This window comes from Arthrobacter sp. P1_B9, from assembly GCF_056406495.1.
The window spans coordinates 151,768-176,714 of the sequence record NZ_JBFUAA010000010.1; the positions used below are offsets into that span (position 1 = coordinate 151,768).

Annotated in this window: 24 protein-coding genes and 1 tRNA gene; 16 read left to right on the plus strand and 9 right to left on the minus strand. The window is 66.9% G+C overall.

Translation table 11 applies throughout. The features are described 5' to 3' along the window. The first annotated feature begins 39 nt into the window (after positions 1 to 39). Positions 40 to 2,019 (plus strand): APC family permease, encoded by a 1,980-nt coding sequence (locus tag AC1D1A_RS14980; RefSeq protein WP_476858569.1) that lies wholly within the window; start codon positions 40 to 42, stop codon positions 2,017 to 2,019. Positions 2,020 to 2,202: 183 nt separating this feature from the next. Here AC1D1A_RS14980 and AC1D1A_RS14985 read toward each other — a convergent pair whose 3' ends face one another. From AC1D1A_RS14985 to AC1D1A_RS15005, 5 genes are all read right to left on the minus strand, one after another. Continuing rightward, positions 2,203 to 3,060: an oxygenase MpaB family protein gene (locus AC1D1A_RS14985; protein ID WP_476858568.1), complete on the minus strand. Its 858-nt coding sequence runs from the start codon at positions 3,058 to 3,060 to the stop codon at positions 2,203 to 2,205. A 25-nt stretch (positions 3,061 to 3,085) separates the two neighbouring features. Continuing rightward, the gene (locus AC1D1A_RS14990; RefSeq protein ID WP_476948048.1) at positions 3,086 to 4,051 is read right to left on the minus strand and encodes a hypothetical protein; all 966 of its coding nucleotides are present in this window, start codon (positions 4,049 to 4,051) and stop codon (positions 3,086 to 3,088) included. Further along, entirely contained in the window at positions 4,048 to 4,533 is a 486-nt protein-coding gene (locus AC1D1A_RS14995) for a hypothetical protein (RefSeq protein ID WP_476858566.1), read from the minus strand. The genes AC1D1A_RS14990 and AC1D1A_RS14995 overlap by 4 nt, the downstream gene beginning before the upstream one ends. 64 nt (positions 4,534 to 4,597) lie before the next feature. After that, positions 4,598 to 5,071, minus strand: a complete 474-nt coding sequence (locus AC1D1A_RS15000; RefSeq protein ID WP_476948049.1) for a hypothetical protein — start codon at positions 5,069 to 5,071, stop codon at positions 4,598 to 4,600. A gap of 667 nt (positions 5,072 to 5,738) precedes the next feature. Next, positions 5,739 to 5,821, minus strand: a tRNA-Leu gene (locus AC1D1A_RS15005). Positions 5,822 to 5,985: 164 nt separating this feature from the next. Here AC1D1A_RS15005 and AC1D1A_RS15010 point away from each other — a divergent pair. Then, positions 5,986 to 7,302 carry a M20/M25/M40 family metallo-hydrolase gene (locus tag AC1D1A_RS15010; protein WP_028275570.1) on the plus strand — a complete coding sequence of 439 codons (1,317 nt, stop codon included), beginning with the start codon at positions 5,986 to 5,988 and terminating at the stop codon, positions 7,300 to 7,302. Positions 7,303 to 7,318: 16 nt separating this feature from the next. Further along, on the plus strand, positions 7,319 to 8,482 hold the full coding sequence (locus tag AC1D1A_RS15015; protein WP_476948050.1) for an acyl-CoA dehydrogenase family protein: 1,164 nt from the start codon (positions 7,319 to 7,321) through the stop codon (positions 8,480 to 8,482). 72 nt (positions 8,483 to 8,554) lie between these two features. Here the strand turns inward: AC1D1A_RS15015 and AC1D1A_RS15020 are convergent, their stop codons facing one another. After that, the gene (locus tag AC1D1A_RS15020) at positions 8,555 to 8,788 is read right to left on the minus strand and encodes a DUF5703 family protein (RefSeq protein WP_018772920.1); all 234 of its coding nucleotides are present in this window, start codon (positions 8,786 to 8,788) and stop codon (positions 8,555 to 8,557) included. A 39-nt stretch (positions 8,789 to 8,827) separates the two neighbouring features. Between AC1D1A_RS15020 and AC1D1A_RS15025 the strand changes: the two genes are divergently transcribed. After that, positions 8,828 to 9,100, plus strand: coding sequence for a hypothetical protein (locus AC1D1A_RS15025; RefSeq protein ID WP_223916379.1), 273 nt, complete (start codon positions 8,828 to 8,830; stop codon positions 9,098 to 9,100). Positions 9,101 to 9,124: 24 nt separating this feature from the next. Here AC1D1A_RS15025 and AC1D1A_RS15030 read toward each other — a convergent pair whose 3' ends face one another. Then, complete coding sequence (locus tag AC1D1A_RS15030) at positions 9,125 to 10,060, minus strand: aldo/keto reductase (protein WP_223916377.1); 936 nt, start codon at positions 10,058 to 10,060, stop codon at positions 9,125 to 9,127. A 50-nt stretch (positions 10,061 to 10,110) separates the two neighbouring features. Here AC1D1A_RS15030 and AC1D1A_RS15035 point away from each other — a divergent pair, with 50 nt between their 5' ends. After that, positions 10,111 to 10,944, plus strand: a complete 834-nt coding sequence (locus AC1D1A_RS15035) for an undecaprenyl-diphosphate phosphatase (RefSeq protein WP_476948051.1) — start codon at positions 10,111 to 10,113, stop codon at positions 10,942 to 10,944. A 15-nt stretch (positions 10,945 to 10,959) separates the two neighbouring features. Further along, positions 10,960 to 12,240, plus strand: a complete 1,281-nt coding sequence (gene mshC / locus AC1D1A_RS15040) for a cysteine--1-D-myo-inosityl 2-amino-2-deoxy-alpha-D-glucopyranoside ligase (RefSeq protein WP_476858563.1) — start codon at positions 10,960 to 10,962, stop codon at positions 12,238 to 12,240. Positions 12,241 to 12,311: 71 nt separating this feature from the next. On the opposite strand, the gene AC1D1A_RS15045 is transcribed toward mshC, so the two are convergent. Both AC1D1A_RS15045 and AC1D1A_RS15050 read right to left on the minus strand, forming a co-directional pair. Next, positions 12,312 to 12,830 carry a DUF1269 domain-containing protein gene (locus tag AC1D1A_RS15045; RefSeq protein ID WP_476931012.1) on the minus strand — a complete coding sequence of 173 codons (519 nt, stop codon included), beginning with the start codon at positions 12,828 to 12,830 and terminating at the stop codon, positions 12,312 to 12,314. Between the two features lie 168 nt (positions 12,831 to 12,998). Then, entirely contained in the window at positions 12,999 to 13,904 is a 906-nt protein-coding gene (locus AC1D1A_RS15050) for a PAC2 family protein (RefSeq protein ID WP_476850918.1), read from the minus strand. A gap of 153 nt (positions 13,905 to 14,057) precedes the next feature. Between AC1D1A_RS15050 and AC1D1A_RS15055 the strand changes: the two genes are divergently transcribed. The 10 genes from AC1D1A_RS15055 to AC1D1A_RS15100 form a co-directional block, all read left to right on the plus strand. Next, the gene (locus AC1D1A_RS15055; protein WP_476948052.1) at positions 14,058 to 14,855 is read left to right on the plus strand and encodes an HAD family hydrolase; all 798 of its coding nucleotides are present in this window, start codon (positions 14,058 to 14,060) and stop codon (positions 14,853 to 14,855) included. After that, the gene (locus AC1D1A_RS15060; RefSeq protein ID WP_223916369.1) at positions 14,848 to 16,035 is read left to right on the plus strand and encodes a site-2 protease family protein; all 1,188 of its coding nucleotides are present in this window, start codon (positions 14,848 to 14,850) and stop codon (positions 16,033 to 16,035) included. The genes AC1D1A_RS15055 and AC1D1A_RS15060 overlap by 8 nt, the downstream gene beginning before the upstream one ends. A gap of 101 nt (positions 16,036 to 16,136) precedes the next feature. Beyond that, positions 16,137 to 17,234, plus strand: coding sequence for a tRNA (adenine-N1)-methyltransferase (locus AC1D1A_RS15065; protein WP_476886552.1), 1,098 nt, complete (start codon positions 16,137 to 16,139; stop codon positions 17,232 to 17,234). 150 nt (positions 17,235 to 17,384) lie between these two features. Then, positions 17,385 to 19,130 (plus strand): proteasome ATPase, encoded by a 1,746-nt coding sequence (gene arc / locus AC1D1A_RS15070; protein WP_476948058.1) that lies wholly within the window; start codon positions 17,385 to 17,387, stop codon positions 19,128 to 19,130. After that, on the plus strand, positions 19,127 to 20,800 hold the full coding sequence (dop, locus tag AC1D1A_RS15075; RefSeq protein WP_476948053.1) for a depupylase/deamidase Dop: 1,674 nt from the start codon (positions 19,127 to 19,129) through the stop codon (positions 20,798 to 20,800). The genes arc and dop overlap by 4 nt, the downstream gene beginning before the upstream one ends. A 90-nt stretch (positions 20,801 to 20,890) precedes the next feature. Continuing rightward, on the plus strand, positions 20,891 to 21,094 hold the full coding sequence (locus tag AC1D1A_RS15080; protein ID WP_026266331.1) for a ubiquitin-like protein Pup: 204 nt from the start codon (positions 20,891 to 20,893) through the stop codon (positions 21,092 to 21,094). A gap of 86 nt (positions 21,095 to 21,180) precedes the next feature. Continuing rightward, positions 21,181 to 22,023: a proteasome subunit beta gene (gene prcB / locus AC1D1A_RS15085; protein ID WP_028275579.1), complete on the plus strand. Its 843-nt coding sequence runs from the start codon at positions 21,181 to 21,183 to the stop codon at positions 22,021 to 22,023. Position 22,024: 1 nt separating this feature from the next. After that, on the plus strand, positions 22,025 to 22,732 hold the full coding sequence (prcA, locus tag AC1D1A_RS15090; protein WP_028275580.1) for a proteasome subunit alpha: 708 nt from the start codon (positions 22,025 to 22,027) through the stop codon (positions 22,730 to 22,732). A 1-nt stretch (position 22,733) separates the two neighbouring features. Further along, on the plus strand, positions 22,734 to 24,098 hold the full coding sequence (gene pafA, locus AC1D1A_RS15095) for a Pup--protein ligase (protein ID WP_026538699.1): 1,365 nt from the start codon (positions 22,734 to 22,736) through the stop codon (positions 24,096 to 24,098). Between the two features lie 111 nt (positions 24,099 to 24,209). After that, positions 24,210 to 24,947 (plus strand): FKBP-type peptidyl-prolyl cis-trans isomerase (locus tag AC1D1A_RS15100; protein WP_476948054.1); only part of this gene is annotated, 738 nt, incomplete at its 3' end.

The following is a 24,947-nucleotide window of genomic DNA, read 5'->3' on the forward strand; positions in this document are numbered from 1 at the left end:
CCTGCCCGGCACACGCCCGGCCACCAACAGAAAGATCCGATGCAGACCACTTCTGACCACGCCGTCCCGGCGCAAGTTGACCTGAAGCAGGCCGACCGCCCGGACCACAAGCCCCTGGTCCGCTGGCTACTGGCCAACCAGGTCGCACCCGCCGGCCCCGAAGCCGAGGAAGATCACAAGCCCAACGCCTGGTGGAAAGTCATGTGCCTGACCGGCGTCGACTATTTCTCCACCCTGTCCTACCTTCCCGGTATCGCCGCCCTGGCCGCCGGTGCCCTCTCGCCGCTGGCAACCCTGCTCATTGTGGCCCTGACCCTGCTGGGCATGCTGCCCATGTACCGCCGGGTCGCGCAGGAGAGCCCGCACGGGCAGGGCTCGGTTGCCATGCTGGAGAAGCTGCTCCCGTTCTGGCGCGGCAAGTTCTTCGTCCTGCTGCTGCTCGGGTTCGTTGCGACCTCGTGGATTATCACCATCACCCTCTCCGGAGCCGACGCGACGGTGCACCTGCTCGAGAACCCGATCGTGCCTGCGGGATTGAAAGGCAGTGCCGTGATCATCACGGTGATCCTGCTGCTGATCCTGGGTGGGGTGTTCCTGCTCGGCTTCAACGAGGCCGTCGGCGTCGCCATTCCGCTTGTGGCCGTCTACCTGCTCCTGAACGCCGCCGTCGTCGCCGCAGGATTCGCCCATGTTCTCTCCGAACCGTCCCTGATCGCCGGCTGGACCGACCGGCTGCTCGCCAGCGCCGGCGGCGGCCCCATGGACCTGATCGGGCCCGCCGTCATCGCCTTCCCCCTGCTGGTCCTGGGCCTGTCCGGGTTCGAGACCGGCGTCTCGATGATGCCTCTGATCAAGGCCACCGGCGACAGCCCCGAGCAGGTCATGGCGTCCCGGGTCAGGAACACCCGCAAGCTGCTCACCACGGCGGCGGCCATCATGAGCGTCTATCTGATGTCCACGAGCTTCCTCACCACGGTCATGATCCCGGCCAAGGAGTTCGAGGAGGGCGGGCAGGCCAACGGCCGCGCCCTGGCGTTCCTCGCCCACGACCTGTTCGGCGCCGGGTTCGGCACGGTTTACGACATTTCCAGCGCCCTGATCCTTTGGTTCGCCGGGGCCTCCGCCATGGCCGGGCTCATCAACATCGTGCCCCGGTACCTGCCGGCCTACGGCATGGCGCCGGAATGGGGCCGGGCCGTCCGCCCGGTCGTCATCGTCTACACCGTGCTGAGCGTCGGCATCACCATCGCCTTCAACGCCGACGTCAACGCCCAGGCAGGTGCCTACGCCACCGGCATCCTGGCCATGATGGTCTCCGGAGCCGTCGCCGTGACCGTCTCCGCGATCCGCCGGCACAGCCGCGCCGGAACCATCGGCTTCGGTGCGCTGACCCTGGTCCTGCTGTACGCGCTGGGCGCCAATGTCATCGAAAAGCCCGACGGCATCGCGATCTCGGCGTTCTTCATCGCCGGCATCATCGTCGTCTCGCTCATCTCCCGGGTCCAGCGCACCACCGAACTGCGGCTGGAAACCATCGAGTTCGACGCGGCAGCCCGGCAGTTCATCACCGATTCGATTGCCTTCGACGGGCAACTGAACGTCATCGCCAACAAACGCCAGGCCGGTGACAAGGCTGAGTACGCGGACAAAGAGTACGAACAGCGCGGGCTGAACCCCGTCCCGGGCCCGGCGGATGTCATCTTCCTGGAAGTGGAAATCTCCGATCCTTCGGCGTTCAGCCACACGCTGCGGGTCGAAGGCGTCGAAGTGGACGGCTACCGGGTCCTGCGGGTGAAGTCCCCGGCCGTGCCGAACGCGATCGCGGCCGTCCTGCTGGCCATGCGCGACTCGACCGGCACGAAGCCCCAGTGCTACTTCGAGTGGTCCGAGGGCAGCCCCGTCGGCCACCTCATGCGGTACCTGTTCCTAGGCGAGGGCGACACCGCGCCGCTGGTGCGCGAAATCCTCCGCGAGACCGAACCCGACCAGGCACTCCGGCCCGCCATCCACGTGGGCTAGGCAGAGCGCACTCTGACCACAACGAACAGCCCGCCGGGATTTGAGCAGTTCAGGTTCCGGCGGGGCTGTTCGCGCGTGGCCGGGATCCGCGCCGTCGCCTTCGGTCAGCACGCAGGCCCGTCTCGGGTGCGTCGGGTCCACCCCAGGGTCGACGGCGGCCGGCAGCCCGGCCGTCCCCGGGCCTCAGACGTTGGCTGATTTCCCCCAAGGGCCGATCTGGTCCAGGGTGTATCCGTCCGGGTATGCCACGACGTTCATCCTTCCCGGCACAAATATGGGCTCGGTCGGCAAGGGACGCAGCCTGGCCTTGAGGGAGCGGAACCGCAGCACCGCGTTGAACGGTACGCGCAGCACTGCCGGGGCAGGTTTCAGGCCCAGGGCAACAGCGACCTGGGGTTTGTCCATCATCAGCGCCAGGATGGTCGGGGTGAACCGGCGAAGCAGGGCGGGGATACGGCTGGCGAAGGCCGCGACGGTCGCATTGAACAGCATCGAGCCCTCGGGGCTCGGGCCCATGTTCCGGTCCTCGTATTCGTCCAGGAACCGTTCCGCCTCCGCGAAGGTGGCCGGGATGCCCTCGAGCCCCATCTGCCGGCCCAGTTCGGCGTAGAAATCCGTGGCGGCCCGCTTCTCCAACTCCGTCAGCCGGCGCCAGCCGTGACGTTCGGTCCAGCGCAGCGGCAGGACAAGCAAGGTCATGAGGACGTAGACGAAGTCGTCCGGGGTGCCGGGCACCCCGTTGTGGACCCGGCGGAGCAGTTTGATCATGGCCTGGCTGCGTTCGTGCTCGAACCCGTTGGCGATGATCTCGTGAAGGACGATGCCGGTGTCGTAGGAGCGCTTCATCGGCCGGGATTTCATCTCTCCGGTCGCCGCCAGGGTCCTCGCTGTGGAGGGGATGGCGAAGTTGCGGTAATAGGCGACGAAGAAGCCCGAATGGATTTCAGTCTTGAAATCGAAGAGGACCATGTTCCGGTAGATCCCGTACATGTCCGTACCGCTCGGGCGTGTTCGGCGGGTCGGGTGCGTGAGGAGTTGCATGGCGGCTTTCTGTAGCTGTCGCGGGCTATGCCGGGGCGGGGGAGTTATGGAGCTTTGCTTCAACGGAGAGCAGGTAGCTGCGCTCCTCCGCGGTCAGGAAGGTCGCCGAAGTGCCCGCAGCGAGTTCAGCGTCCCGGATTTCGACAACCATCCGGTGCAGCCTGTCCTGTACCGGTGCCTGGGGGTCGGCCTCAAGGGTCCGGTCAAGCGACGTGCTCTTCAGCGCCTTGGACCAGATGGCCTCGACGCGTGCGAGGGTTTCGGTGTTCCGGCGGTGCAGGTTTTTGCGGGCAGCCCTGCCGGCAACCGCCGGGATCGTGAGCCCGGCGCCGGCCAGGACGGTCGCAACCAGTTCCAGCTGATGGTACGGGAAGCCAGGCCTGACCAGTACGGCCAGGAATGTCAGGTGCCGGGCCAACAGGGACAGACACATCTCGGCCATCACCAGGAAGCCCATGATGCAGCCGGCGCCCAGCATGGAGAAACCGGCGCGGAACGGGCGGCTCATCCGCGGGACGTAGCGGAAGCAGATCACGGCAATTTCCGCGCTCATCGAACAGATGAAGAGGGTGAGCATCAGTGAGAACAGGAGGGCCGGGAAACGGTCCTCGTAGATGCCCCAGGCGGGGGTCGTGACGGTGGGTCCTGTGAGGAGGAAGAACGCGGTCTGCAGGCTCAGCGTGAGCGTCAAAGGCAGTGTGCGGGTCCACCAGGAACGGCGGCCGCCGGCTTCCGGGGCGATGGCGGCGTATGCGGCGAGGCGCAGATACCAGAGCGAGATAATCATCAGGGAGTTCAGGACCAGTTTGACCAGGTTCATGCCGCCCAGGGCCGTATCGACGGGGACGTAGACAATCGGGGACATGAGCAAAGAGCCCACGCCTCCGTACACGGCACAGGAGAACACCAGGTCGCTCCGGCTGCGAAGCAGGGCGGGAATGCGGGCCCCGGCCAACAGGAACAGTGCCGCGGCCATGAGGAACTGCATCATCCGAAGACCGCCCCGAAGTTGCCCGGCTCCGCGTCCGGCTGCTGGTAGGAGCGGCGGATGCGGGAGGCAAGCCGGTCGGCAAGGAGTTCGGCCGTTACCTCGAGCTCGTCGGCGAAGTCGGTGCGTTTCAGGGCCGAGACGACGCGCTCCGGGTCGAGGTCCGGGAAGAAGACCTGGGCGTAGTCGTGCGAGAGGACTTCCTGCTCGTGGCGGAGGATCATGTGGGCGAACTCGTGCAGGACGATCTGCTGGCGGTGCACCTCTGACGCCGACTTGGCGTGGAGGATGAGGTCCAGGCCGTCCAGGCCGAACCACAGGCCACAGACCTTGTCGGTGGGGGTGTTGTCGATCGGCTTGATGACAATTGGACGCCCGCTCGCGGTCTCCAGGTGGCTCTGGATGGAACGCATGGAGACCGGCTCCTGCAGCCGCAGGCCTTCTTCCGCAGTCCGGGCCCGCACTCGGGCGACGCTGTAGTCCATGGCGCTAATCCTTGGGATGGTCCGATAGGGGGCCGGAGTCCCTCCGACTCCAAGGAGGAGCGTATCAGCCCTGTTCAGAGGCCTTTCCGGCGCCCGGCGTGTCGGAAGAAGTGACGTTCGCCTCCGCCAGCTGCTCGTCGATAAGGTCCCGGATCTGAAGGAGCGTCTCGGGTGACAGGCCGCCGAGTTGCCGGGCGGCGAAATTGCGGACCTTGTTGGCCCGCATGCTGGCCAGGAGGTCGAGCTGGGCTTCGACTTTCCGGGGCAGTTCGTCCTGGTCGTGCAGCAGGTAGTCGCGGTTCACGCCGAAAAACTTTGCGAGGTTCTGCAGGAGCTCGGTCTTCTTCACCTCGGGCCCGGACCCGGTGCGCATGTAGTGCCAGCGGGCGCGGGAGATCGGGGTGCCGGCCGTCTTCATGGCGGCGCTGACCTCGTTGAAGGTGATCTTCTTCCCGGCCGCTTCCGAGGAATCAAGGAGAAGGTTCAGCTTCCTTGCGAGTGCCGCGCCCGGCCCGGAATCGACTGATGCGTCATTCATGACAGGGCTCCTTTGCTGCGGTCGAAGGGTGGATCCAGAAGACAATATCATCCGATTGGACATGTCCAATAATTTTGCATTACCCTCTGAAAACAGAATTGGACATGTCTATTTCTGCACCGGAGGGGTACCGGTCCACGCCTCCGGTACCCCTCCATCGTGGAGGCACGCAGCCTAAGGGTTGCCCGTCAGGGGAGCCGCGCTCCGGCTGACGCCACGACGGCCGCATTCCTGCAGGAGCTTTTGGGGGGCCGGCAGGGATGCGGTCTTTTGGTTGGCCCGGCCGCGCCGGCTCAACACCCTTGTTCCGCAAGCACACAGCGGCTCAGCGGGTCGTTAGTCCTTGGACTTCCGGCCTCGGGCCCGTCGAGCTGCCCAAACCACGAAGACGACGATGAACGCGACAGGCAAAAGCACCAGCGGGTTCCAGCCTTTAACTGACATTTGTCATCCCTCGATCCGCTTGCAAGTCTCTTGCGCAGACTCTACGCCGGCGGCCACGGGGCGAGAACTCTGTGCGGCCATTCCCTGGCGGGCACGTCCGGTGGGCTCCGGGCCGGGGCAGCGGGTATTGGTATTCAGCGGCAGCGGGGGCGAAGCTGCAGCCCGTCGGCGGGGAAGCAGAAAAAAACCCCTGGAATCCTTGGATTCCAGGGGTTTTCCCTTGTGCGCGGAGGGGGACTTGAACCCCCACCCCCTTTCGAGGACTAGCACCTCAAGCTAGCGCGTCTGCCATTCCGCCACCCGCGCAGGTGGTAATTCCGAGTTCGTTTCGCCTTTCAGCGTTTTGYTTTTCTCGGAAGCAGCGAGAAAGACTCTAGCACGACTTTTCCGGAAACAAATAATCGGGGTCCGCGGGGGTGGTGTGGGTAGGCTGAAGCAAGCAATTGAGCCACCCGCCACGAGGAGCCGCTATGACTGACAACCGGACCGAAACCAGGCCAGAGGATGAGGTCGTCAGGATCTGCCAGGAGCTGATCCGGATCGACACGTCCAACTACGGCGACGGCTCCGGCCCCGGTGAACGCGCGGCCGCCGAATACACCGCCGGGCTCATGGCCGAAGTCGGGCTGGACGCCGAAATTTTCGAAGCAGCCCCCGGCCGCGCCAGCGTGGTCACCCGGCTGGCGGGGGAGGACCCCTCCGCCAGCGCCCTGGTGGTCCACGGCCATCTGGACGTCGTCCCGGCCCTGCGCGAACAGTGGTCGGTTGACCCCTTCGGCGCCGAACTGAAGGACGGCCTGATCTGGGGACGCGGCGCCGTGGACATGAAGGACATGGACGCCATGATCCTGTCCGTGCTGCGCAACTTCGCCCGCACGGGACGCAAACCCAAGCGCGACCTCATCTTCGCGTTCTTCGCCGACGAGGAAGCCGGCGGCACCTACGGCGCCCGCTACGCCGTCGAGAAGCGGCCCGAACTCTTTGAGGGCGCCACGGAGGCGATCTCCGAAGTCGGCGGCTTCTCCGCCACCATCGGCGGCCAGCGCACCTATCTGCTCCAGACGGCGGAAAAGGGCCTCTCCTGGCTCCGCCTGGTGGCCCACGGCCGCGCGGGCCACGGCTCCCAGATCAACACCGACAACGCCGTGACCAGGCTTGCCGGCGCGGTATCCCGGATTGGTGCCTACAACTGGCCGATCGAGCTCACGCCGACCACGCGGCAGTTCCTCGACGGCGTCACCGAACTCACCGGGGTCGAATTCGATCCCGACGATCCGGAGAAGATCCTCAAGGAACTCGGCACGGTGGCCCGCTTTGTCGGCGCCACACTGCAGAACACCACCAACCCCACCCTGCTCAAAGGCGGCTACAAGCACAACGTCATTCCGGAATCGGCAGAGGCCCTCATCGACTGCCGGACCCTGCCCGGGCAGGAACAGCAGGTGCTGGAAATCGTGCGCGAACTCGCCGGCACCGGAGTGGACATCAGCTACGTGCACAACGATGTCTCGCTGGAGGTGCCGTTCGCCGGCAACCTCGTCGATTCGATGATCGACGCCCTGCATTCCGAGGATCCGGGCGCCAAGGTGCTGCCGTACACGCTCTCCGGCGGGACCGACAACAAGTCCCTGAGCCGGCTCGGCATCACCGGCTATGGCTTCGCCCCGTTGATGCTGCCGGACGAGCTCGACTTCACCGGCATGTTCCACGGCGTCGACGAACGGGTCCCGGCGGATTCCCTGAAATTCGGCGCACGGGTGCTGGACACCCTGCTCACCAACTACTGAGCGGACACCGCCTGCCATGACGCCCGAGGACATCCTGAGTGGCCCGCTGCTGGAACGGATCCGCGGCCGCGCCGCCGGCTACGACCGCGACAACGCCTTCTTCCACGAGGACCTCGCGGATCTCACGGCGGCCGGCTACCTGAAAATTTTCGTCCCGGTGATCGACGGTGGACTCGGACTCGGCCTTGCGGAAGCGGCGCAGCTGCAACGCCGGCTGGCGACCGCGGCGCCGGCCACGGCGCTGGCCGTCAACATGCACCTGGTGTGGACCGGCGTCGCCCACGTCCTTGCCGCCCGGGGTGACTCCTCGCTGGATTTCATCCTCCAGGAGGCGGCACAGGGTGAGGTCTTCGCCTTCGGCAATTCGGAGGCAGGCAACGACTCCGTGCTGTTCGATTCCCGCACGGAGGCCGTCCCGCTGCACGACGGCGGCTACAGCTTCACGGGCCGCAAGATCTTCACCAGCCTGTCACCGGCGTGGACCCGACTGGGCATCTTCGGGAAGGACGCCAATGCCGCGGACGGCGCCGGGGAACTGGTCCACGGGTTCATCACCCGGGAAACCCCCGGCTACGAGATTTTGCCCGACTGGGACACGCTCGGCATGCGGGCCAGCCAGTCCAACACGACCCTCCTGGAGGGCGCCGTCGTCCCGGCCGAACGGATTTTCCGGAAACTGCCGGTGGGCCCGAACGCCGACCCACTGATCTTCGCGATCTTCGCCTGCTTCGAGACCCTCCTCGCCGCGGTGTACACCGGAATCGGCGAACGGGCCCTCACGCTCGGGGTGGAAGCGGTGCAGCGCCGGACATCGTTCAAGAACGGCGGCCGCAGCTACGCCCAGGACCCGGACATCCGCTGGAAGGTGGCGGAGGCGGCGATGGCCATGGATGCGCTCTATCCGCAGCTGTCCTCCGTGGCGGCCGACGTCGACGCCCTCGCGGACCACGGCAGCCAATGGTTCCCCCAGCTCGTGGGGCTCAAGGTCCGGGCCACGGAGACGGCGCGCACCGTGGTGGACCTCGCCATCCGGGTATCCGGCGGCTCCAGCTACTTCCGCGGCTCCGAGCTGGAGCGGCTGTACCGGGACGTGCTCGCCGGCATGTTCCACCCATCAGATGACGAGTCGGCGCACAATACCGTGGCGAACGCCTGGCTGGGCCCGCTGGAGACACCCTAGAGGGCCCAGGACTCCCCGTGGCGTTCGCTGCTGCCGGTCCCGGCCGGTGCGCGGCCGGGATCCGTGTGCGGCCTAGACGGTGCGCTGGACCTGGATGACTTTCCGGCGCAGCCAGAAACGCCGCCCGCCGCCCACGTAGAGGCGGCTGCGTTCCAGTTCCCATTTGCCGTACTCGGAATGCTCCACGAGCCGGCGGCGGGCCTCGGGGAGCGAATCCTCAGGACCGACCGTCAGAACGAGGTACTCGTACTGCTTGACATAGTCCCGTTCCCGCCGGACCGAGCTGCTCAGAAAATGTTCTTTCATTGCTCTCCATTTTCGTCTTTTTCCGACTAACGTGAAGTCATGAGCATCGATCCGCGTGTCGCGCTTCAGTCCCTGACCTCTGCACTGGAAGAACACCTGGCGGCGGCCTCCGCCCGCAGAAGTGACGGGGATCCCGCGGTCGAGGCGGCGTTCTTCGCCGTTGCCGATGCCTTTGAAGTCTACGACGACGCCCTGTATGAGGCGTATGGGGAAGTGACGCCGCTCGAAGTGATCGACGGCGACGAAGACGGCGACGAAGACGATGTCGACGACGAAGAGGACCTCGAGATCCTCGAGAATTCGGAGAATTAGGGGGACCTGCGGATCTCCGCGGCCTCAGCCGGGGTCGGACACGTCTTCGAGCGCCTGCGCGATCTCCGGCGGCAGCGGCGCGAGCGCCGAATCCAGGATCTCCTTGAGCTGAACCGGTGTCCGGGGGCCGACGACGGCGGTTGCCACCCCCTGTTGGGACAACAGCCAGCTCAGCGACACATCCAGGGCAGTCCGGCCCAGCCCCTTCGCCGCCATGGCGACGGCTTCCACCACGCTGGACGCCGGTCCCTCGAGATAGGGTTCCACGTACGTCGCCAACCGCTGGTTGGCGGCCCGGGAATCAGCCGGGATGTGGCCGCGGTATTTGCCGCTCAGGACGCCGCGTCCCATCGGAGCCCAGGCCATCAGGCCCAGCCCCGCGTCCTCGATGGCCGGAATGAGCTCAATCTCCGCGTTGCGCTGCAGGAGCGAGTATTCGGACTGGTTGGCCACGAGGGGGAAGCCCGCGATTGCGGCGGCCTTTGCCGTCTGCCAGCCGTTGAAATTGGAGACACCGGCGTAACGCGCCCGGCCGGACCGCACCGCGTGGTCCAGCGCTGACAGGGTTTCCTCCAGCGGAACATTCGGATCCCAGGCGTGCGCGAACCAGAGATCCACGTAATCGGTTCCCATCCGGGCCAGGCTCGCGTCCAGCCCGGAGAGCATGCCGTTGCGGGACGTGTCGACGCTGCGGCGACCGTCCGCCGTCGTCAGTCCGGCCTTCGTGGAGATCACGACTTCGGAGCGCGCCACGACGTCGCCCAGTATTCCGCCGAGCATCGCCTCGGCCTGCCCGTCGGCGTAGGACGCCGCCGTATCGATCAGGGTTCCGCCGGCATCGACGAAGGAGCGCACCAGGGCGGCGGCATCCTGTTCCTCGGTTTCCCTGGCCCAGGACATGGTGCCGAGGGATAGGGCGGACACGCGCAACCCACTGTTGCCGACATAACGCTGCTGCATGTCAGCTAGCTTACGGGGTCGGGCTGCTTCGTAACGTAGGGTCTATAAACGTGAACTGGATACAAGCGGCTCTGTTGGGCCTGGTACAGGGGCTGACCGAGTTCCTCCCGATTTCCTCGAGCGCCCATCTGCGGATTGTCGGCGCCTTCCTCCCGGAAGCGTCCGATCCCGGCGCCGCCTTCACGGCCATCACGCAGCTGGGCACCGAGACCGCGGTGATCGTCTATTTCTGGCGCGACATCCTGCGGATCATCCGTGCCTGGGCCGGTTCGCTGACCGGCAAAGTGTCCCGGCAGGACCCGGATGCGCGCATGGGCTGGCTGGTGATCCTGGGCAGCATCCCGATCATCGTCCTGGGCCTGCTGTTCCAGGACCAGATCGAATCGGTACTCCGAAGCCTGTGGGGCGTCGCGACCATGCTGATTATCTTCGGCATGGTCCTCGCGGTAGCCGACACCATCGGCCGGCAGGACCGTGAACTGACGCAGCTGACCTACAAACATGGGCTCTATTACGGACTGGCGCAGGCCCTGGCCCTTTTCCCCGGCGTGTCCCGCTCCGGCGGGACGATCAGCGCCGGGCTCCTGATGGGTTACACCCGTGAGGCGGCAGCCCGCTACTCCTTCCTGCTGGCAATCCCTGCCGTTTTCGGCAGCGGCCTGTACCAGCTGTACAAGGTGGTCTCCAAGGAAGGCATCACCGGCCCGTACGGTCTCCCGGAAACTGCCCTGGCCACCGCGATCGCCTTCATTGTGGGTTACGTCATCATTGGCTGGTTCCTGAAATACGTCTCCACCCGCGGCTACCGGCTCTTCGTCTGGTACCGGATCATCCTGGGAATGTCCCTGTTCCTGCTGCTCGGTTTCAATGTCATCAGTGCCTAGCACTAGGCTTGGTCTGTGAAATCCTGGACCTCCCGCCCTGTTGCCCAGCTCCCCGGCAGCATGCCCGCCCTGAGCCTCTTCGATACCGCCAAGGGCGGAATTGTGACCCTGGAGGCCACAGGTGAGCAGTCCATGTATGTCTGCGGCATCACCCCCTATGACGCCACGCACATGGGTCACGCGGCCAGCTATGTCGCCTTCGACCTCCTCAACCGCGCGTGGCGGGACGGCGGCCAGCACGTCGCCTACGTCCAGAACGTGACCGACGTCGACGATCCCCTCCTGGAGCGCGCCACGGCCACAGGCGTCGACTGGCGCGACCTCGCCGCGAGCCAAATCGAGCTCTTCCAGACCGACATGGAGGCCCTGAACGTCCTCGCCCCGGACCACTACATCGGTGCCGTCGAGGCCGTTCCCCTGATCGTTCCCGCCATCGAGCGCCTGCTGCGCAACGGACTCGCGTACCGCGTCCCCGGCACCGGCGGCGAGCCCGACGGCGACGTCTACTACGACGTCGAAGCCGCCGGGAAGCACTCGACGGACGACGTCGACGCCTGGACCCTGGGATCCATTTCCGGACTCTCCGACGCCGAAATGCTGGAACTCTTCGCCGAACGCGGCGGCGACCCTGGCCGGGCCGGGAAGCGCCAGGCGCTGGATCCGCTGCTCTGGCGGGTTGCCCGCGAGGGCGAGCCCAGCTGGCCCGGTGGCGAGCTGGGGGAGGGCCGGCCCGGCTGGCACGTCGAATGCACCGTGATCGCCCAGGAGTACCTGCCCAAGCCGTTTACCGTTCAGGGCGGCGGCTCGGACCTTATTTTCCCGCACCACGAAATGGGCGCCGGCCACGCGTACTCGCTGGCGGGCGTGCCGCTGGCCCGCCACTTCGCGCACGCGGGCATGGTGGGCCTCGACGGGGAGAAGATGAGCAAGTCCAAGGGCAATCTTGTCCTGGTTTCCAGGCTCCGGGCTGACGGGGAAGAACCTGCCGCGATCCGCCTCGCGATCCTGGCCCACCACTACCGCACGGACTGGTCCTGGACCGCCGCCGGATTCGCCGAGGCCAAAGACCGGCTCCGCACCTGGCGCGAGGCCCTCGCCGTGGCGCCGGAAGGCTCCGCCGCGGCCCTGCTTGGCAGGCTGCGGACCGAACTGGCCAACGACCTGAACGCGCCCGGCGCACTCGCCGCCGTCGACGCCTGGGCCAAGGCCGCCCTGGCAGCCCCGGGGGAGGCCTCGGCCACGGACGCCGCGCTGGTGAGCGACGCCGTCAACGCCCTGCTCGGCGTCGAACTCTAACCGGTTTTCGGTCGGCCCGGAGGAAGATCCCAAAACCCAGCGGCCGTCTCCACGGTGGCTGCGTCGGCCGGTCAGGACGAAGCGGCTTCGATGATCTTCTCGTCGCCCTCGTTCACGGCTTTGACGACGGCGTCGTAGTCACCACTGTCGACAGCCTTGCTGACCTTCTTGGTGGCCTTGCTGATCGCCTTGTCGACGCGGTCGAGGTAGAGGTCATCGACGATGGCAACGATCGCCGAGGAGCCCGGCGGCAGAAACTCCTCCGCGTTGACGCCGATGGACTTCTCCTCGTGCCGCTTCCTGATGGCACCCACACCGGCGCCGATCCCGGCCCCGATCACGCCGGACAGCAGCAGTGGCGGAGCGAACAGTCCGACCACCAGCCCGCCGACTGCGCCGGCCTTGGTGCCCCCGGCGACCAGTCCGCCGCCGTGCTCCTTGACCTCGGTCTTGCCCGAGGAGTCACGCGACAGGACGACGGCAGCCGCGACGGCCGCGTCGTCCAAGCCCTTGATCGCCTTGAAATCCTCTGCCGCCGAGCCCTCGTCGGCGTACGACGACACGAACAAGATGTAGTTGTGATCTGTCATGGTGTGCCCTCCACTCGGTGTTGGCCGGCGTCGCGGCCAGGTCCAACTCTCGCCGCGACAGGCGGCCGCCGGCAGGGTCATAAGACTCTGGTCCGGGGGAAGACCCCCATAGGGGAAGTGCGCGGGAAAGGTGGGAGGGGGAAGGGGGAGGGAAACGCGGGACGCGGGCTAGGGCTTGTCCTTGCCCCGGCGCTTGAGGTAGCGCTCAAATTCGCGGGCTATCGATTCACCGCTGGCCTCTGGAAGGTCGGCGGTGTCCTTGGCCTCCTCCAGCTGGCGCACATACGCCGCAATTTCCGGATCCTCTGTAGCGAGCTCGTCCACGCCGCGTTCCCACGCGTCGGCCTCCTCCACGAGTTCCGTGGTGTCCAGCGGGACCTGGAGCAGCTCTTCGACCCGGTGCAGCAGGGCCAGCTGCGCCTTCGGCGACGGGGCCTGGGCTACATAGTGCGGCACGGCCGCCCAGAGCGACACGGTCGGGAGCCCGGCCAGCAGGGCCACCTCGCCGAGCACGCCCACAATCCCTACCGGGCCCTCGTACTGCGAGGCCTCCAGGTCCATCCGCTCACGCAGGGCGGCGTCGTCCGTGGAGGTGCTGACCGGAATGGGCCGGCTGTGCGGCACGTCAGCCAGCAGCGCACCGACCAGGATGACGTAGTCGACATGCAGCGCCTCGGCATGTACCAGCAGTTCGGCGGTGTAGGCACGCCACTTGTAGGACGGCTCGGTGCCCTGGACGAAGATGGCGTCCACATTCGAGTCGGGGACGCTGGCCTTGAAGATCCGCGTGGACGGCCACTTGATCTTCCGCTCACCGGCCGCTGTCCGCCGGATCGTGGGCCGGGTGAACTGGAAGTCGTAGTACTCGTCGGCGTCGATCGCCCCGACCTTCTTGCCGCCCCAGAGCTTGTTCAGGTAGCGCAGGGCATCGCTGGCGGCCTCTCCGGCGTCGTTCCAGCCTTCGAAGGCCGCGAGCATGACGGTGATRCGCCGGCCCTCGGGGACTGGCTGCAGCAGCCGCTCCGGCTCGGAGACGGCGCCTGGTTCGGTGGGGTCTGCCTCGAAGCTGTTCATGCCATCACCCTACGTCCAAGAACCCGCCGCGCGCAGGCAATCGCGCGCCAAGGAACCGCAATTTCCGCCCGAAATCCCAGGGTCAGGCGCGCGGAATTCGCCGTAGGCGTAGCGCGGGCGCCCGGCCGCGGGCTTCCCCGTAGACTGGAAGGCATGCGATCCTCAGCTTCCCGGCCCCTCCTTAAAGCAGCGCTCTGGGACATGGATGGCACCATTGTCGACACCGAGCCCTACTGGATCGCAGCCGAACACGCACTCGTCGAAGCCCACGGCGGACAATGGTCCCACGAACAGGCCATGCAGCTCGTGGGACAGTCCCTGATGTTTTCCGCGGGAATCCTGCAGGAAGCCGGCGTGGCCCTGGAACGGCGCGAGATCATCGACACCCTCACGGGCCACGTGATCAGCCAGGTCCGGAGCTCCATTCCCTGGCGGCCCGGGGCCCGCGAACTGCTCGACGAACTCTACAACGCCGGCGTCCGTTGCGCCCTGGTCACCATGTCCGAGGCCCCGCTGGCCCGGGAGATCGTTGCGAGCCTGCCCGCGCCCTACTTCGAGTTCCTCGTCACGGGAGACACTGTGACCCAGGGCAAGCCGCACCCGGAGGCTTACCTCACGGCCGTTGAGCTACTGCAGCAGCAGGATCCCGAGCTCGGCCTGCACCACTGCGTGGCCCTGGAAGATTCCGTGCCGGGTGTCGCCGCCGCCGTGGCCTCCGGCGTCGTCACGGTCGCCATCCCGCACATCCTGCCCCTCCCGCACGATCCCCGCCGCGCCACCTGGAACACCCTGGAGGGCAGGACAGTCACTGACCTGGAGGAGCTCGTGGCCCTGCGGCACGCCTTCCCGGACGCTACCTTCGGCGCCGCCGCGGACCCAACCGGCCACTTAAGCACGGTCTCGACTACGGTCTCGACCACACTCTCGACCGCGGGCCACGCCCGTGGCTGACACCGGCAGCCAGGGGCAACCCGGCAAGACTCCCGCTAACCGCCGGGAAGGGATCCCGCTGGGCCGGATCGCCGGCATTCCGGTATTTCTGGCGTATTCCTGGTTCATCATCGCGGCCTTCACGGTGATCGCCTACGGGCCGGTCCTGCAGAGCAACAATCCGCGCCTCGGCGTCACCGCTTTCTTCGTCGCCTTCGCCTACGCGCTGCTGCTCCTGATTTCCGTGCTGGCCCATGAACTCGCGCACGCGCTGACCGCGAAGCTGTTCCACTGGCCCACGGAGAAAATTGTCCTCAACCTCTGGGGCGGCCACACCCAGTTCCAGAGCTTCACGGCCTCACCCGGCCGCTCCGTCCTGGTGGCGATGGCCGGCCCGGCCGCGAACTTCGTCCTTGCCGGCGCAGGCTGGCTCCCGCTTGCCTACGGCAACCTGAACGGCGTGGCCGACATCCTGGCCAACATCTTCGTCTGGGCCAACCTGCTGATCGGCATCTTCAACGTCCTTCCCGGCCTTCCTCTGGACGGCGGCCGGCTGGTCGAATCCGCCGTGTGGAAAGCCACCGGCAGCCAGGAGAAGGGCACAATTGCGGCAGGCTGGGCGGGCCGGATCATCGTGATCGCCCTCGCCCTGTGGTTCATAGTCCTGCCGCTGGTCAGCGGCGCACGTCCGGATATTTCCTTCACCCTCATCACCGCCCTGGTGGGCAGCTTCCTGTGGATGGGGGCGTCGGCCGCGATCCAGCAGGCCCGCCTGCGGGGCCGGCTGCACCTCGTCGACGCCGCGGCCCTCGCCGAACCCGCCCTCGGCCTTCCGGAAACCGCGACGGTCGCGGACCTCCTGGACCGGGCGCCGGCAGGAAAGCCCGCCGTGGTGCTGTGCGACCGGGACGGCCGTCCCGTGGCCATCGTCGACGCCGGCGCCGCAGCCAGTGTGCCTGCCGGACTGGCCGCAGCGACCGCCCTGACCGCGGTCTCCTACCCCCTTGGCGCGGGCGCCTATGTCCCGGAATGGTCCAAGGGCCAGGAGCTCGTCCAGTACCTGGCCCAGCTCGAAGGCCAGGAGTACGCGGTGGTGAACCGCGAGGGCGCCGTCACCGGGCTGCTGCGCCAGTCCGCCGTCGTCCGGGCCATAACGGGCAAGTACCGGAACGAACGCCAGAACCAGGGGCAGAACCGGTAGAGTTACTGGGCGGTCGTGAATTTCCGGCCCCCACGCGCAAAGACCGGTGCCCGCCGGCATGTCCGCGGCCACACAGCTTTACAGGAGCGAGGAACATCTTCATGAGCAGCGACACCGCCGCAGGCACTAACACTGCCAACACCACCGCCGCCGCAGGCACCGACACTCCCGCCGCCGGGGGCAGCACTGCCGCCAGCGCTAATGGTGCCACCGGCGCCGCGCGCCGCCGCGGACCCTTCCGCGAAGGCGAACGCGTCCAGCTCACGGACGAGCGCGGCCGCATGAACACGATCACCCTCGAAGTCGGCGGGGCCTTCCACACCCACCGGGGCTTCCTGAACCATGACGAGATCATCGGCAAGCCCGACGGCTCAGTGGTGGTCAACAACGTCGGACAGCAGTACCAGACGCTGCGTCCGCTGCTCTCGGACTTCGTGCTCTCGATGCCCCGCGGCGCGGCCGTCGTCTACCCCAAGGACGCCGGCCAGATCGTGACCATGGCGGACATCTTCCCGGGCGCACGCGTCGTCGAAGCCGGTGTCGGCTCGGGCGCCCTGTCCATCTCCCTGCTGCGCGCGGTGGGGGACAACGGCTACCTGCATTCCTTCGAACGCCGCCAGGAGTTCGCGGACATCGCCCGCGGCAACGTCGAGACCATCTTCGGCGGACCGCACCCGGCCTGGAAGATCTCCCTTGGCGACTTCCAGGAGGAAGTGGTGCGCACCGAGGAACCCGGCTCCGTGGACCGCGTGGTCCTGGACATGCTCGCGCCGTGGGAATGCCTCGACGCCGTCGCCACCGTCCTGGCCCCCGGCGGCGTGTGGATCAATTATGTCGCGACTGTGACGCAGCTTTCGCGGACAGCCGAAGCCATCCGCGCGGACGGACGCTTCACCGAACCCGACGCGTGGGAATCCATGGTCCGCGGCTGGCATCTCGAAGGCCTGGCCGTCCGCCCGGACCACCGCATGGTCGCCCACACGGGTTTCCTGCTGGTAACCCGCCGCCTCGCCGACGGCGTCACGGGCATTTCGGTAAAGCGCCGCCCCTCCAAGACCGACTTTAACGAAGAAGACGTCAACGCCTGGACCCCGGGCGCTGTGGGCGAGCGTGCGGTCTCGGACAAAAAGCTGCGCCGCGCCGCCCGCGACGCAATCGCCGGAACGAACGTCGTCGACGCCCCGGAGATAACGAACTAGGCAGCATATTTCGGATGTCTCCAGCGGCACCCGCCTTCTTAGGGCTATGGTCTTAACAGAAGAGCAGGAAGGGGCTGATGCACGATGGAGACTCCGAATACTGACCCGGGCCGCACACCGGCCGGGGACGCAGCGGATGCTGCCGCCCGCATGGATGCGGCCCGCGCCGCAGCCGGCGAGGGTGACCGGTATGCCGCCAATGAACTGTCCGTCGCCGAGCGGCAGGTCAACATCCTCCGGGACAAGCTCCGCCACATTGACCGCCAGCTCGCCGCCGCGACGCAGAACAACTCCAAACTGGTCAGCATGCTGGAAACGGCCAAGGCCGAGATCCTTCGGCTGAAAAACGCCCTCGACCAGGAGGGACAGCCGCCGTACAGCTTCGGCACCATCCTCCAGCTCAACCCCAAACGGCAGCCGACGGCCGGGAACAGCGGCCAGGCGGCCACGGAGGAATCCGTGGATATCTTCAACGCCGGCCGCAAGATGCGGGTTGGGATCAGCCCGCTGGTCAACATCAGCCAGCTCGCCGTCGGGCAGGAAGTCCTGCTCAACGAGGCCCTGATGGTGGTCGCCGGACTCGGCTACGAGCGGGCCGGGGACCTCGTCACGCTCAAGGAAATGCTGGGGCCTGACCGTGCGCTGGTGGTGGGCCGCGCCGACGAGGAGCGGGTCATCCGGCTCTCCGGTGCCCTGCTCGCCCAGCGGCTCCGGGTCGGCGACGCGCTCTCGATTGATTCCCGGACCGGGTACGCGCTGGAAAAGATCCCGCGCTCGGAAGTGGAGAACCTCGTGCTCGAGGAAGTCCCGGACATCACCTACCAGGACATCGGCGGACTGGGGCCGCAGATCGAACAGATCCGCGACGCCGTCGAACTGCCCTTCCTGCACCCGGACCTGTACCGGGAGCACGGGCTGAAGGCGCCCAAGGGCATCCTGCTGTACGGCCCGCCCGGCTGCGGCAAGACCCTGATCGCCAAGGCCGTGGCCAACTCGCTGGCCGCCCGGGCCGCCGAGCGCGCCGGCAAGACGGACATGAAGAGCTACTTCCTGAACATCAAGGGACCCGAGCTGCTCGATAAGTACGTCGGCGAGACCGAACGCCACATCCGCCTGATCTTCGCGCGCGCCCGGGAAAAGGCGTCCGAGGGCAGCCCGGTGGTGGTGTTCTTCGACGAAATGGACTCGCTGTTCCGCACCCGTGGCACCGGCATTTCCTCCGACGTCGAAACCACCATCGTCCCGCAGCTCCTCAGCGAGATCGACGGCGTCGAACGGCTGGACAACGTGATCGTGATCGGCGCCTCGAACCGGGAAGACATGATCGATCCGGCGATCCTGCGCCCGGGCCGCCTGGACGTGAAGGTGAAGATCCAGCGCCCCGACGCCGAGGCCGCGGCCGACATCTTCAACAAGTACATCACCACGGACCTGCCGTTCCACGAGTCCGACCTCGGCGAGCACAACGGCGACGTGCAGGCGACCGTGGACGCCATGGTCCAACGCACCGTCGAGGCGATGTACTCCACGGAGAAGTCCAACGAATACCTCGAGGTCACCTACGCCAACGGCGACACCGAAATGCTCTACTTCAAGGACTTCAACTCCGGCGCCGTGGTGCAGAACGTCGTGGACCGGGCCAAGAAGTACGCCATCAAGGACCTGTTGACCATCGGCCAGAAGGGCCTGCGGATCGACCACCTGCTCCGGGCGGTCGTGGACGAGTTCCGTGAACACGAGGACATGCCCAACACCACCAACCCGGACGATTGGGCACGCATCTCCGGCAAGAAGGGCGAGCGCATCACGTACATCCGCACCATCGTCCAGGGCAAGGCCGGCCAGGAGCCCGGGAAGTCCATCGAGACGATGCCCAGCACAGGCCAGTACCTGTGACGGCTGTTGTCCCCGGCAAGCCCGCCGACACCGCGGGCGGGCTGCCGGTCGGCGGGGCGATGCGGGTCATGGGATCGGAGACCGAATACGGCATCCACGCGCCCTCGGCCCCGGGAGCCAACGCCACGATGATGTCAGCCCGGGTCATTCAGGCGTACGCGCAGGTGACCCGGCAGCGGGCCGCCGGCGGCGCCGAGACCCGGTGGGACTACACGGACGAGGAACCGCTGCACGACGCCCGCGGCTGGACCTTGGAGCGCAGCAGCGCGGACCCGGAACAACTCACCGACCAGCCTCCCGTCCTCGACGCCGAGGCGATCGCCCTCGCCTACGGGCGGCAGGAACTCGAGGCCGACGGCGAGGACGAGTCCGGCACGCTGCTGATGAACATGGTGCTGGGCAACGGCGCACGGTTGTACGTGGACCACGCCCACCCGGAGTATTCCAGCCCCGAGGTGACCAACCCCCGCGCCGCCGTCACGTGGGACGCCGCCGGCGACCTCGTGGCACTGGCCGCGGTCCGGCGCCTCGCTGCGGATCCCGAACTGCCGCCCATCAACCTGTACAAGAACAACACGGACAACAAGTCGGTCTCCTACGGCTCGCACGAGAACTACCTGATGCCCCGCTCGGTGCCGTTCGGCGAAATCGTGCGCGGCCTCACGCCGTTTTTCGTCACCCGGCAGATCATGTGCGGTGCCGGACGGGTGGGCCTCGGGCAGGACAGCGCCCGGGCCGGCTACCAGATCAGCCAGCGCGCTGACTTCTTCGAAACCGAAGTGGGCCTGGAAACCACCATCCGCCGCCCCATCATCAACACCCGGGACGAGCCCCACGCCACCGCGGACAAATACCGCAGGCTGCACGTCATCATCGGCGACGCCAACCTCAGCCAGGCCTCCAACTTCCTCAAGTTCGGCACCACCGCGATGGTCCTGAGCCTGATCGAGGCCGGGCTGGCGCCGCGGATCGAAGTCCATGAGCCCGTCGCCGCGCTGCAGGCCGTCAGCCACGACACCTCGCTCACCGGGTTGCTGCGCCTGGGCGACGGCCGGCGGATCAGCGCCCTGGACCTCCAGTGGATCTATTTCGAGGCCGCCTCCAAGCACGCGCAGGACACCGGCGTCGCGGACGCCGTGGACGGTGACGGCCACACCCACGAGGTCCTGGAGCGGTGGTCCGCCACGCTGAGCGAACTCGGCGGTGACCGGGCGGCGGCCGCATCGTCAGTCGAGTGGCTCGCCAAACTGTCCCTGCTCGAGGGCTACCGCCAGCGTGACGGCCTGGGCTGGGACAACGCACGGCTGGGCCTCGTGGATCTGCAGTGGGCCGACATCCGCCCCGAAAAAGGGCTCTACTACCGGCTGCTGGCGCGCGACCGGATGCACCGAATCGTCGACGACGCCGCGATTGCCCGTGCCGTGACCGAACCGCCGTCGGACACGCGGGCGTACTTCCGCGGGCGCYGCGTCAGCAGGTTCGGTGCAGACCTCGCGGGGGCCAGCTGGGACTCGGTGATCTTCGATGTCCCCGGCCGCGGCAGGCTCCAGCGGGTCCCTACCCGCGAGCCGCTGCGCGGGACCGAAGCCCTCACCGGCGGCCTGTTTGCCCGGCACCGGGAGGCCGGGACGTTCCTGGCGGAACTGCTCGGGCTCAGCCCCGGTTCCTGAAAACAAAGCCCCCCGCGGGCGCCCCGGGCGTGGCACTATTGCTACAGGATGTCCCTTAGGAGAAAAGGGACGGACATGAAGGAGAAAACAATGGCAGGCCAGGAGCAGCAGCAGCCGCAGTCGCGGGACACCGAGGTTGACGAGGACGTCCCCGCCGCGCCGCCGGCCCCGGCGGACGCCCAGGCGTCGGCAGCCACCCAGGGCGTCGATGATCTCCTCGATGAGATCGACGGCGTGCTGGAGTCCAACGCCGAGGAATTCGTGCGCGCATTCGTCCAAAAGGGCGGCCAGTAGGAGCGCCGCCGGCCGCCGGATGAGGGCGGCGGGAGGGGCTAAGGGCCGGAAGAGTCGTTGATCCACCACGTTGAGGGAGAGCGTTAGTGCAGGAAACAACAGCCAACCGAGTAGCAGCCAACGCGACGTCCTCATTCACCGAGCATCTGCAGCGCGAACGGCCCGATTTGATGCCCTTCGGCCAAGTGCCTTTCAACCAGTTGCCTGCCGGCGGGCACGCCGGCCAGCCGGGAGCACCGCTGCAGGCCCCGCACGGGACGACGATTGTGGCGATGACCTATGCCGGGGGAGTGCTGATGGCCGGGGACCGCCGCGCCACCATGGGCAACGTGATCGCGAGCCGGCACATCGAGAAGGTCTTTCCCGCCGACCAGTATTCAGTGCTGGGCATTGCCGGGACCGCCGGCATCGCCCTGGACATCACCAGGCTGTTCCAGGTTGAACTTGAACACTACGAGAAGATCGAGGGCACGCTCCTGAGCCTGGACGGCAAGGCGAACCGGCTCGGCGCCATGGTCCGCGGCAACCTGCCCATGGCCATGCAGGGCCTCGCCGTCGTGCCCCTGTTCGCAGGATTCGACCGGCCCGCAGGTTTCGGCCGGCTCTTCTCCTACGACGTCACGGGCGGCCGCTACGAGGAACAGGAGCACCACGCGGTGGGATCAGGCTCGATGTTCGCCCGCGGCGCGCTGAAGAAACTCTGGCGTCCCGGCCTCTCGGAGCAGGACGCCGTGGCGGTCGCCGTCGAGGCCCTGTACGACGCCGCCGACGACGACTCCGCCACGGGCGGCCCGGACCCCGTCCGGCAGCTATGGCCGGTGGTGTACATCGTGAACCGGACAGGTGCCTTCCGGGTACCGGACCGCGACCTTGCCGCCGTGGCCGGCCGCGTCATCGAATCCCGCACTGTCGCCCAGCGGGAGGCCTGAGATGACCCAGCAGTTCTATGTATCTCCCGAACAACTGATGAAGGACCGTGCGGACTTCGCACGGAAGGGCATCGCCCGTGGACGTTCGGTGGTGGTCATCAGTTGCCGGGACGGGATTGCCCTCGTGGCGGAGAACGCGTCCCCGTCCCTGCACAAGATCGGCGAGATCTACGACAAAATCGCGTTCGCGGCCGTCGGGAAGTACAACGAGTTTGAGAGCCTGCGGCAAGCCGGGGTGCGGTATGCCGATGTCCGGGGCTATTCCTACGACCGCGAGGACGTCACGGCCCGCGGCCTCGCCAGCGTTTACGCACAGAGCCTCGGCGCGGTGTTTACGGCCGAACAGAAACCCTTCGAGGTCGAACTGGCCGTGGCCGAAGTCGGTCAGGCCCAGGAGGCGGACCATCTGTACCGGCTGACCTTTGACGGGTCCATCGCCGACGAGCACGGCTTTATTGTGATGGGCGGCCAGGCGGACAAGGTCTCCGAGGCTGTCGCGGCGGGCTGGCAGGGCGAACTCGACTTCGCGGGCGCCATCCGGCTGGCCCTCGCCGGGCTCGTGGCGGACAAGGAAACCACCACCCTGCCCGTATCCGCACTGGAAGTTGCGGTACTGGACCGGGGATCGGAAAGCGGCCGCGGCACCCGCCGGGCGTTCCGCCGGCTTGAGGACCCGGACATCGTGGCATTGCTGGCTGAGGAGAAGTGAGATGGACAAGCGCATATTCGGCATCGAAACCGAATTCGGAATTTCATATTCAAGCCCGGAGTCCCGGCCGCTGGCACCGGAGGAAGTAGCCCGCTACCTCTTCCGCAAGGTGGTCAGCTGGGGACGGTCCTCCAACGTCTTCCTGACCAACGGCTCGCGCCTTTACCTGGACGTCGGGTCGCACCCGGAATACGCCACCGCCGAGTGCGACGACCTCGCCCAGCTGATCGCCCATGACCGTGCCGGGGAACTGATCCTCTGCGACCTCGTGGACGAAGCCCAGGAACGGCTGGCGGCGGAGGGATTCAACGGCACCGTATACCTGTTCAAGAACAACACGGATTCGGCCGGGAACTCCTACGGCAGCCACGAAAACTACCTCATCCCGCGGCGCGGGGAATTTTCCCGGCTCGCGGAAATCCTCATCCCGTTCCTCGTGACCCGCCAGCTGATCGCCGGGGCCGGCAAGATCCTCAAGACCCCGCACGGGGCGACCTTCGCGTTCTCCCAGCGGGCCGACCACATCTGGGAAGGCGTCTCCTCCGCCACCACCCGCTCCAGGCCCATCATCAACACCCGGGACGAGCCGCACGCGGACGCCGAGTTCTACCGGCGCCTGCACGTGATCGTGGGCGACTCCAACATGTCCGAAACGACGGCGCTGCTCAAAATCGGCACGGTGGACCTGATCCTGCGGATGATCGAGGCCGGGGTGATCATGCGCGACATGCGGATGGAGAACCCGATCCGCAGCATCCGGGAAATCTCCCACGACCTCAGCGGCCGGGCACTGGTCCGGCTCGCCAACGGCCGGCAGCTCACGGCCCTGGAAATCCAGCGCGAATACCTGGGCAAGGTGACCGCGTTCGTGGCCGAACACGGCGCGCACAACCCCCACGTGCCGCTGATCCTGGACCTCTGGGAGCGCACGCTGGACGCCATCGAAAGCGGCGACACGAGCACGATCGATACCGAAGTGGACTGGGCCATCAAGAAAAAGCTCATGGACAACTACCGGGAACGGCACGGGCTGGGCCTTGACGCTCCCAGGATTGCGCAGCTGGACCTGACCTACCACGACATTTCCCGTGGCCGCGGGCTCTTCTACCTGCTCCAGGCCCGCGGGGCCGTGCGCCGGGTGGTGGACGACACCGCGGTCAAGGACGCGGTGGATGCCCCGCCGCAAACCACGCGCGCCAAACTCCGCGGCGACTTCGTCCGGCGCGCCCAGGAACTCGGCCGCGACTACACCGTGGACTGGGTCCATCTGAAGCTGAACGACCGCGCCCACCAGACCATCCTGTGCAAGGATCCCTTCCGGAGCGTGGACGACCGGGTGGATGCGCTGCTGGACTCGATGGGCTGATACCCAGCTTCGCACGTTATTCTGGGGTAGGGCCGCCCTGCGGCCGCCGCTTTCTTTGCCACGGGAAACCGAACGGCACTGAGTCCACCCTGCCTCGACGAAAGTTTCCAATTGCGCCGACTACTAGCAATTCTTCTTCCCGGACTGCTGCTGCTGACCGCCTGCGGCGGCAACGAAGCGCCTCCGGCTCCGGAACCCACCAGCCAGTCCGCCGGTGAGACCGCCAAGCTGGACTCGGTCAAATTGACTGAGAACGGTGACAAGAAGGCTCCCGGTGTCGACTTCACCAAGCCGCTCGACGTCAAGGAACCCACTGTCAAGGTGGTCACCGAGGGCAGTGGCGACCGGGTCAAGGCCAACCAGATCGCCGACATTTCGATTGTGGCGTTCAACGGCAAGGACGGCTCCACCCTCGAGGACACGTTCCCGAACGATCCCGAGCCGCTGGAACTGAACGACGAGCTCAAGGGCAGCAGCCCCGTCATCTACAACGCGTTCGTGGGCGCCAAGATCGGCTCGCACCTCGCCCTCGCCGTTCCCGGCCAGGCCGCAGCCGAGGGTGCCGAGGCCAAGCCGACGCAGCTCCTGATCGTCAAGGTGCTCTCAGCCAAGGACGCACCGCCGGTCCTGGACAAGCCCGAAGGCGACGCCGTCACCCCGCCGGCCGGACTGCCGACCGTCAAGGAATCGCCGACATTTCGATTGTGGCGGGGCAGTGGCGACCGGGTCAAGGCCAACCAGATCGCCGACATTTCGATTGTGGCGTTCAACGGCAAGGACGGCTCCACCCTCGAGGACACGTTCCCGAACGATCCCGAGCCGCTGGAACTGAACGACGAGCTCAAGGGC